At 54.5% G+C, this 7,830-nt stretch carries 4 protein-coding genes and 3 pseudogenes; 4 read left to right on the top strand and 3 right to left on the bottom strand.

What is annotated here, in order from left to right:
- Window positions 1–768 precede the first annotated feature (768 nt).
- Both O4H31_RS19330 and O4H31_RS19325 read right to left on the bottom strand, forming a co-directional pair.
- Window positions 769–1,896: a ParB/RepB/Spo0J family partition protein gene (locus O4H31_RS19330; RefSeq protein ID WP_269348159.1), complete on the bottom strand. Its 1,128-nt coding sequence runs from the start codon at window positions 1,894–1,896 to the stop codon at window positions 769–771.
- 3 nt (window positions 1,897–1,899) lie between these two features.
- Window positions 1,900–3,195: an AAA family ATPase gene (locus O4H31_RS19325; RefSeq protein WP_269348158.1), complete on the bottom strand. Its 1,296-nt coding sequence runs from the start codon at window positions 3,193–3,195 to the stop codon at window positions 1,900–1,902.
- Window positions 3,196–3,709: 514 nt separating this feature from the next.
- Between O4H31_RS19325 and O4H31_RS19320 the strand changes: the two genes are divergently transcribed.
- The 4 genes and pseudogenes from O4H31_RS19320 to O4H31_RS19305 all read left to right on the top strand — a co-directional run.
- Window positions 3,710–4,390 (top strand): DnaA N-terminal domain-containing protein, encoded by a 681-nt coding sequence (locus O4H31_RS19320; RefSeq protein ID WP_269348157.1) that lies wholly within the window; start codon window positions 3,710–3,712, stop codon window positions 4,388–4,390.
- Between the two features lie 483 nt (window positions 4,391–4,873).
- A pseudogene (locus tag O4H31_RS19315) lies at window positions 4,874–5,146 on the top strand (transposase); the annotation flags it as partial.
- Window positions 5,147–5,315: 169 nt separating this feature from the next.
- A pseudogene (locus O4H31_RS19310) lies at window positions 5,316–6,077 on the top strand (IS3 family transposase); the annotation flags it as partial.
- A 169-nt stretch (window positions 6,078–6,246) separates the two neighbouring features.
- Window positions 6,247–6,555, top strand: a pseudogene (locus O4H31_RS19305) (integrase core domain-containing protein); the annotation flags it as partial.
- A 118-nt stretch (window positions 6,556–6,673) separates the two neighbouring features.
- Here O4H31_RS19305 and O4H31_RS19300 read toward each other — a convergent pair.
- Window positions 6,674–7,789, bottom strand: coding sequence for a tyrosine-type recombinase/integrase (locus O4H31_RS19300; RefSeq protein ID WP_269348156.1), 1,116 nt, complete (start codon window positions 7,787–7,789; stop codon window positions 6,674–6,676).
- Between the last annotated feature and the right edge of the window lie 41 nt (window positions 7,790–7,830).

Raw genomic sequence — 7,830 nt, 5'->3', positions numbered from 1 at the left:
CTCAATCTCAAAATGAAAAATCCGCAAACCATTGAAAACACATGGCACCCAATCTCAAAAACCTTGGCAGAACGACACAGACAACAATAGAAATCCGCACCCATTTGAATCAAACAGGTTGCTTTCAAACGAGATCAGGGAAGACGAAATATCGTACATAGACGCTCTTGCGCGGACCTATGGCAAGATGTCGACCGTAGACAACACCGACAAAGCTTGCGCCAAAGACTGCATGCGTATTGAGCTCTAATGCCATATTAAGCACACCCCTGCCCTATCGGGCAGCACCAACGCGCGCCTTCTATCTGAGGGCCTAGCTTGAGATGAAGTGTGAGCGGTTCCCCCCTAATCGCCAAGACCACCGCTTCGCGATGTGTCGAGAAGGGTCAAGTGGAATGATCTACGGCCCATGTGCTTAGGGCCGCTATCTTAGCCGCGGATATCGCCTAAAAGTACGCCTGATCCTGCCGGCAGGATTGAGGTGATGGAGCAAGGTGCGTCACTTACCTTCAATGCCAAAACTGGTTGGTGCGAGATCGCGATCTGCCTGGCCTACAAAAGAAAATTTGCCCGTACATGATTTCGTATCATGGCTCGATATCGCTAGAATTGATTGCAGCTCTGCACTTCGTTTGCACACCAAATGGCCATTGCGTCCCCAGATGCCCCGCGTTGTAAACGTGACGTAGATCAGGGCACCCCCTGCGATGAAGACTATGACTACATATTAGGTCAGGGTTAGCCATTACCTATGCGGGGAACAAACAGTCAATCTTCATCGTCAAGCGCGGCTAAAAATGCCTCAACGCCTTGTTGAAGCCGCACCCTTGGAATCGCCGAAAAGTCCCGCTCCAACCGCAATTCGAGTTTTCCGTCTGATGCCGTCACACGAGCTTGGCCTTCAGGTCGGCCCATTCTCAGCGATGTCCTGGAAACTGATTGGGCCCCCCGCGCGCTTGACTTTTTCTGCCCGGCAAGTGCATTGCGGAGCACCCCCATCTCTGCGTCTTTATCCCGATCGGGAACGGCAAGTAACCGTGCTGCAAGTTCCCCTGCCCTTCCGGGCTGCCCATCGACCAGCTTATAAAGGTCAAGCCCTAACGCGCGGGGAATCGCTTCAGGATAGCGCACCGTCCCTTCCAAAGCTTCCAGGATGCGGGCAAACTGCCGAATGTAGGTCCGCTTTTGTTTGAGCGCAGAGGCATAGAGCGTCGAGACCGCCTCTCCCACATCGATCCCTTCGTCCCGCGAATAGGACAGGGCAAGTTGGGCCATTTCCCCAAAGGACAGGTCTTTTCGTATTAGGTTCTCATCCACCATTTTACGATAGAGTCCAACCAACGGTTCCCCGCGGGGAACCATCGCTGCGGGAATACGGGTGTAACGCGGATCGCCAGTTTCTTCTGCTAACTGCCGAAAAGCCGAAAGCCTGCGGAAGCCTTGGATAAGTTCAAATCCATCGTCGGTTTTCTCTACACGGATTGGATTCGAAAGCCCGACCGCCTTGATAGACTCTTTCAGCTCATCAAGTTCAGGGTCCAGATTGGCAGAACGGTCACGGGTCAGTTTGGATGTGATCACCTCAGAGGTCTGGATCAAATCAGTGATTAAACCTAACCTCTTAAGCCGCACGTGCTCATGGGCAAGGGCGTCATTCTCTGCGCGGATTGCCGCTTCGGCTCTGTCGCGTTCACGGGTCGCATCGGCAGTTTCGGCAATCGCACTGGCCATAGGGCCCCGCCGCGGCGGGGCTAAATCGTGATTTTGCAGTGGATGGCCTGGAACGCTATGGGATTTGGTCTCAGGCGCGCGTTGGTTCCCCGCGGGGAACTCCGCCGCCTCATCTTCTGCGTCGAGTTCAAAGTTAATGTCAAAGACAGAGCGTTTCTTACCCATTCATCAATCCTCCAGCTTTTCCCACGCATTGACGAGCGTGGATTGGAATTCGTCGTAAGCGCGATCAAAGGAAACTCGCGCCCGCCGCCATGTTTCCCGCGTCATCTGTCGGTAATCCATCTCATAGATCGACGACAGGAAGCGCCCCGATTGTTCAACTGCGCGGGTCATCTCGATCGGGTGCTCTGCCACATGCGACTTGAAAACCTGATGAAAGGCTGACTGCATCGCACGGTGCAAATCATTGTTCGGCTCAAAACGTGTCAGCAAGAAACGAAGATCCGCAAAGACCTTGTCGGGATTGGTGCAGGACGGAAGCCGCCCACGGAACCGGCCCAAGTCTTCCAACGCTTCCGAAAGCTGACCTATGAAACTCGTGGTGCTGTCATACTCCCAATAGCCGGGACCGGAGGGGACATAGAGCACATCCGCCGCAAACACAGCGTTCATCGATTGGTAACCAATCGCGGGCGGGCAGTCAAAAATGATAAGGTCGTAAGCGTCATCCGGCAACTGATCGAGGTAACGGGACACAGCCGCAAAGAAGGACCATTCGGGGTTCATATGCCGATACTGGGCGCTTGCGAATTCGACAAAAGCCGCGTTGGCACAGCTAGGGATAATGTCGATCGTAGGCCAGCTTGTCGCCTTAATGAAATCAGTGGCGCGCAGATCGTTCAATCCCATGCCCGTTACCGAAGGCGGCAGCCTGCGTTGGGGCAGGGCAGCTCCGCTCTCGGCCCCACCAGAAGTTGCGTTTATGCGTTCGGTCTCGCGGATCAGATCGCGGGCCATAATCCCCCAGACAGTCACCTCTTCGGAGACGTCAGAAAGGCCCATTGAATGGCTGAGCGTCGCTTGCGGATCAAAGTCCACCGCGAGCACGCGATAGCCATCCAGTGCGGCGGCATGGGCAAAGTGTAGCGCGACGGTACTCTTGCCTGCGCCTCCTTTAAAGTTCGCGATCGCAGCCCGGATTGCGCGTTTGCCAGCGGGGCGTGCTGGCATGAGGGACCGCCCCTTTATCTTGAGCTTCCGCCGCAGCTCATTGATCTCTTCCAACGTGTACCAGCGTTGGCGGCCTTCTTCCTCTACTAGCCCCTCAGGCAGGGAAGGATCCGCTGCAAGGCGGCCGCGAAAGGTTGAGGGGTTGATCTTGAGAATCAACTCGGCGACCTCCCAGCTTGAGAAGCGACGCAACGTCTTCTCCATTTCGGGGGAATATGTCTGCTGCCGGATGAACCCTTGCATCTTAAGTGACTGGGCCTGCAATTTCGCCAAATCAGCGTGGGTGTACATGATTGTCCCTCATTTCTGCGCCCGGTGCGGATCCCCATGGTTCCCCGCGGGGAACAAATTGCAGAGATTCCGGAACGCTAATTACTGCTCTTCTCTGATTTACGCCGAAGTTGCCTTTGTTGAAAAGCCCCATAATCTGAAAGTAGCGAATTTCGTATGCTACCAGAAAAGAGGACTAGGTGTGATTCCTTTAGGTCGACTGCCAGACCATACATATGATTAGCGCGCCGGATATAGGGTGACAACAGATCTCGCCCCGCTAGATATTGGGGGACATATTACAGCAAATAGGTGACGCACTAGCTGACCCCAAATACCTATATACCCAAAAATCTATACTCTAAGATCAGGATTTGCACCGCGATGAAATCGGCCCCTTGACAGAATCGATGGTTTGGACGCAAATCAGGAAAGAGGTCGGAAAGGCGTTGTGTCTTTCATCGCAACTAGGGTCCGGCAAGAGATCCAATTCGAGGCACAGAGCAACTGCGCGCCGCGCAGCCAGAGGGCATCCATGCAATTGGTCAAACCGGCAGGTCAACGCGACGCTGCCCGCAAATATGATATCATCACGGCATTAGGCGCATATGCACTGGCGCGCAATAAGCATGACCAGCGTTTGGTGCTCCGGCTGATAACTTTGATGACAGCGCGCTACAACTGGGCGCGCGATGAATTGGCCGTGGGACAACGCGAGATTGCTCGGTTATGGGCAGTGGATGAGCGCACCGTGAAACGCGAGATGGCCAAGCTGCGGGGGCTTGGCTGGCTAGTGGTCAAGCGGCAGGGCGCGCGGGGCAGAGTGACGGAATATGGGCTTGGCCTTGATCGCATGCTAGCCATGACCGAAACGGAATGGCCCAATGTGGGCCCCGATTTTGATCTGCGGATGAGCGTTAAGCCTGAGGAGAACCCTGTTGTGCCCTTGCCAGTAAAAAGCAACATACCACCGCCAGATATAAGCGATGGTACGGAATGGGCGTTGGCCAAGGCGATTCTATTCAGTGAAACCCCGGATATTTACGGAAGTTGGCTTCGCAATCTTGTGCGGGTCGACAGGGCAGGAGGGCGTTTAACACTCAGTGCGCCAAGTCGCTTTCATGGCAATTATGTGCAGACACACCTGAACCGAAAGGTGCTCGCGGCCTGTCAGTCAGTGGATGCCGATGTGACCGAGATTGTGATCGTCGCATAGGACTCCCCCTAACAATCTCGTGTGCAAAAGTTAGTACATAGGCTCGCGTTGGGCACCCGCCTGATTGAGTAGTTTGTAGGGGGCTGCTACTCTGCATTTCAGCTTATGGACAGTTCGGATGCAGCTGGTGAATGCCTCGGGTTAGGTCAGCGCATCAGAAATCCGCTGTCAATGATGGATGATCAAGGCGCGGTTCATGCCAAACTGCTAACTGAGTACTAGGCGTTCGGAAAGGCGGGATAGTTCAACCGAAGTGATCGACACTTGTCTCAATGAGTTCGAAGTCACAATAAAGCAATTCGAAACCTAGCCGATGATCTTCGACAAAGAAGAGTTCTGGCGGGCACGAGCCTTTGTGGCGCTCATTCCGCATTATGAACCACCCCTTGTTTGCCGGAGACCCAGAAGTAAGGATACTGGGTTATAGAAAAGAACAAATGTGGAAACAGATATTTGCCTGAGGTACGCGAACGTACTGTACGAATGGTGTATGAACATCAGGGCGAATTTGATAGCCAGTCGGCGGCAATAAAGTCGATTGCGCCCAAGATTGGTTGTGGGCCTGATACGCTTCGCGGGTGGGTTCGAAGGGCTGAGACTGACAGCGGTCGGCGAGATGGCATAACGACCGCCGATCGCGATCGGATCAAAGCTTTGGAACGCGAGAACCGCCAACTCCGGCAAGCCAACAAAATCTTGAAGGAAGCGTCAGCATATTTTGCGCAGGCAGAGCTCGACTGCCCATTTCGGGCGCGCCATGCGGCGAGACGGCTTTGATCTGGCACGCTGCACGGTGGAGTGGTAATCCCCCCTAAAATTAGTGGTGTTAAAAGTAGAATTTTCTCGGCAAGATATCTGAGGAGATTTACGATGAAGAACGGACGATTTAGCGACGCGCAAATTATGGCAGTGTTGAAGCAGGCAGAGGGCGGTGTGCCGGGCGTTCGAGATCAGCGAGACCTGCTATAGATACAGCCCCGTTATGAGCAATGAGAATGAAGAGTTCGCCGATTGGCTGGAACGTCTGACAGCAAACAAGCGCAACTGGGGCTTCGGCCTGGGCTTTCTGTATCTACGCAACGTCCAAGGTTACGGCTGGAACCACAAGCGGGTCTATCGGAACTACTGCGAGCTGGAGCTAAATCTGCGTATCAAGCCCAAGAACCCCTTGAAGCGGGACAAGCCGGAACCTCTGACTGTGCCTGATAAGCCCAATGAGACATGGTCGATGGATTTCATGGCGGATCAGCTGGCAGATGGGCGCTCGATCAGGACATTGAACGTGCTGGATGACTTCAATCGGGAGGGCCTATGCATCAAAGTGGACTTCTCACTGCCCGCAGAGAGAGTGGTCAGAAGCTTAAACTAGATCATTGAATGGCGCGGTCAACCGCAGAAAATTCGCGTCGATAATGGCCTAGAATATATCAGTGGTAAGCTGATGGAATGGGCCGAGAAACGCATGGTTCGACTGGAATACATCCAGCCGGGCAAGCCACAACAGAATGCCTACATTGAACGCTATAACCGCACCGTTCGCGGCGAATGGCTTGGGCAATATATCTTTGAAACAATTGAGGAGGCGCAAGATCAGGCAACTGAATGGCTCTGGACTTACAACAACGAGCGACCCAACATGGGGATCGGCGGCATGACACCCGCCATGAAACTGAAAACAGCCGCCTGAATTCTACGGTTGAGCCCTATTAAAAATGGGGGGATTACCGAGCGGCTCATGCGTGATATCGGTATCGAAGGTGTCTGTCGCGGCAGGAAGATCAAGAAAACTTGACCGGGCACAGCCCTGCCATGCCCATTAGATCGGGTGAACAGACAGTTCCGTGCGACGACCGGTTAAATCCGCCCAATATCTGTCGATCAAATACATCGAAAGACTGGCTGACGCGGGCCTGGAACCCAGTGTGGGAACAGTGGGTGACAGCTATGACAACGCGCTGGCCGAGACAATGATTGGCCTGTTCAAACCAGAGGTGATCCACAGATTGGGGCCATGGAATACTGCAGAAGCTGTCGAATGCAAAACTCTTAAATGGGTCGATTGGTTCAACAACCGCCGCCTGCTTGAACCGATTGGATACCTCACGCCAACTGAGGCAGAGGAGGCATACTATGCAAACATGAACGCTCTCGATAAAGTGGTTTGAGGAGAACTAAACAGTCTCCGGTAAAACCGGGGCGGTTCAGTTCTGATCTTCCCGCCAACAATGCGGCCTGACCCCTTGTGGTCTTATTTTTACTCAAAATGATGGGGGTTAACTTAGCTTAGAGACCCGCCGCCTTCGTCATGTTCACTCGAAACCGATCACGCCTGCGTTGATAGCGGCGGGTCATTTCGGCAGTCGCGTGACCGAGGTGCCGCTGGACATAGCGTTCATCAATCTCAGCGAAACTTGCGAGGCCGGCGCGGAGGCTGTGCCCCGAGAACAGCGCCATCCGGTCCTTTTCCGGCAGTTCGGATCGAATGCCGGCGTCCAAGACTGTGCGCTTGATAAGGCGTGCGACATGCTTGTCGTTCAGCCGCACCTCCGATGCGCGTTTGCCATCGCGCGAGATGCCGACAAAGATCGGTCCGAAGTCGATCTTCGCGAAGTGCAGCCATTGCTTGAGCGCGTGAACAGGGCAAGTCTGGTCGCTAGAGCCGCGGCCAATCTCAACCTCACGCCAGCCGGTTTTAGCGTTCAGCGTGAGCAGGGCACCCTTGTCGAAGATCTCGATCCAACCGCCCGAGTCCGGTGTGTCGTCCTTGTGGACGTCCAAGCAGATAATTTCCGATCGACGCAGACCGCCTGCATAGCCGAGGAGCAGGATGGCTCGGTCTCGCAGTCCGCGCAGGTCGAACGGAAGGGTGCCCAGCATCGCGAGGATATCCTCGGCCAAGATTGCTTCTTTCTGCACCGGAGGGCGCGCATGCTTGCGCTTAATCCCCGCGAGCACTGCCGCGATGTGGCGATTTTTTCGGTCCAAGGTGAACCCACATTGCGCGTAATGCCACGCGAGACCAGACAGGCGGCGCTCGATGGTGGAAACAGATAGAGGACGCGTCGCGCCAGTCGGAGCAGCTAGATCGGTCATGTAGAGGCCGATCATCTCAGGTGATGGGGGGAGGGGGTGCGCACCTTTCAGGCGGCACCAGCGTGCAAAATGTTTCCAGTCTGCAGCGTAAGCCTTGTTGGTGTTCTCTGCGGTCGAGCCCTTGGCAAAGTCGCGCGCCGTATCAATCAGGCGATCGAGCGTCCCAGAGCCAGCCACATCGGAAGGAAGTGCCAGAGGGTCGCCGTGCGCCGTCTCATTCTCGTCGCCCTCGTCTGGGAGAGCCCTATTCGATGCTGATAGATGCGGGTTTGTCGTTCTGCCAAGGTTTTTGAGATTGGGTGCCATGTGTTTTCAATGGTTTGCGGATTTTTCATTTTGAGATTGAG

The organism is Sulfitobacter dubius (genome assembly GCF_027214245.1).
Lineage (GTDB): Bacteria > Pseudomonadota > Alphaproteobacteria > Rhodobacterales > Rhodobacteraceae > Sulfitobacter > Sulfitobacter dubius_A.
Note: the sequence above shows the minus strand (reverse complement) of the source record. Positions and strands in the feature narration are given on the sequence as shown.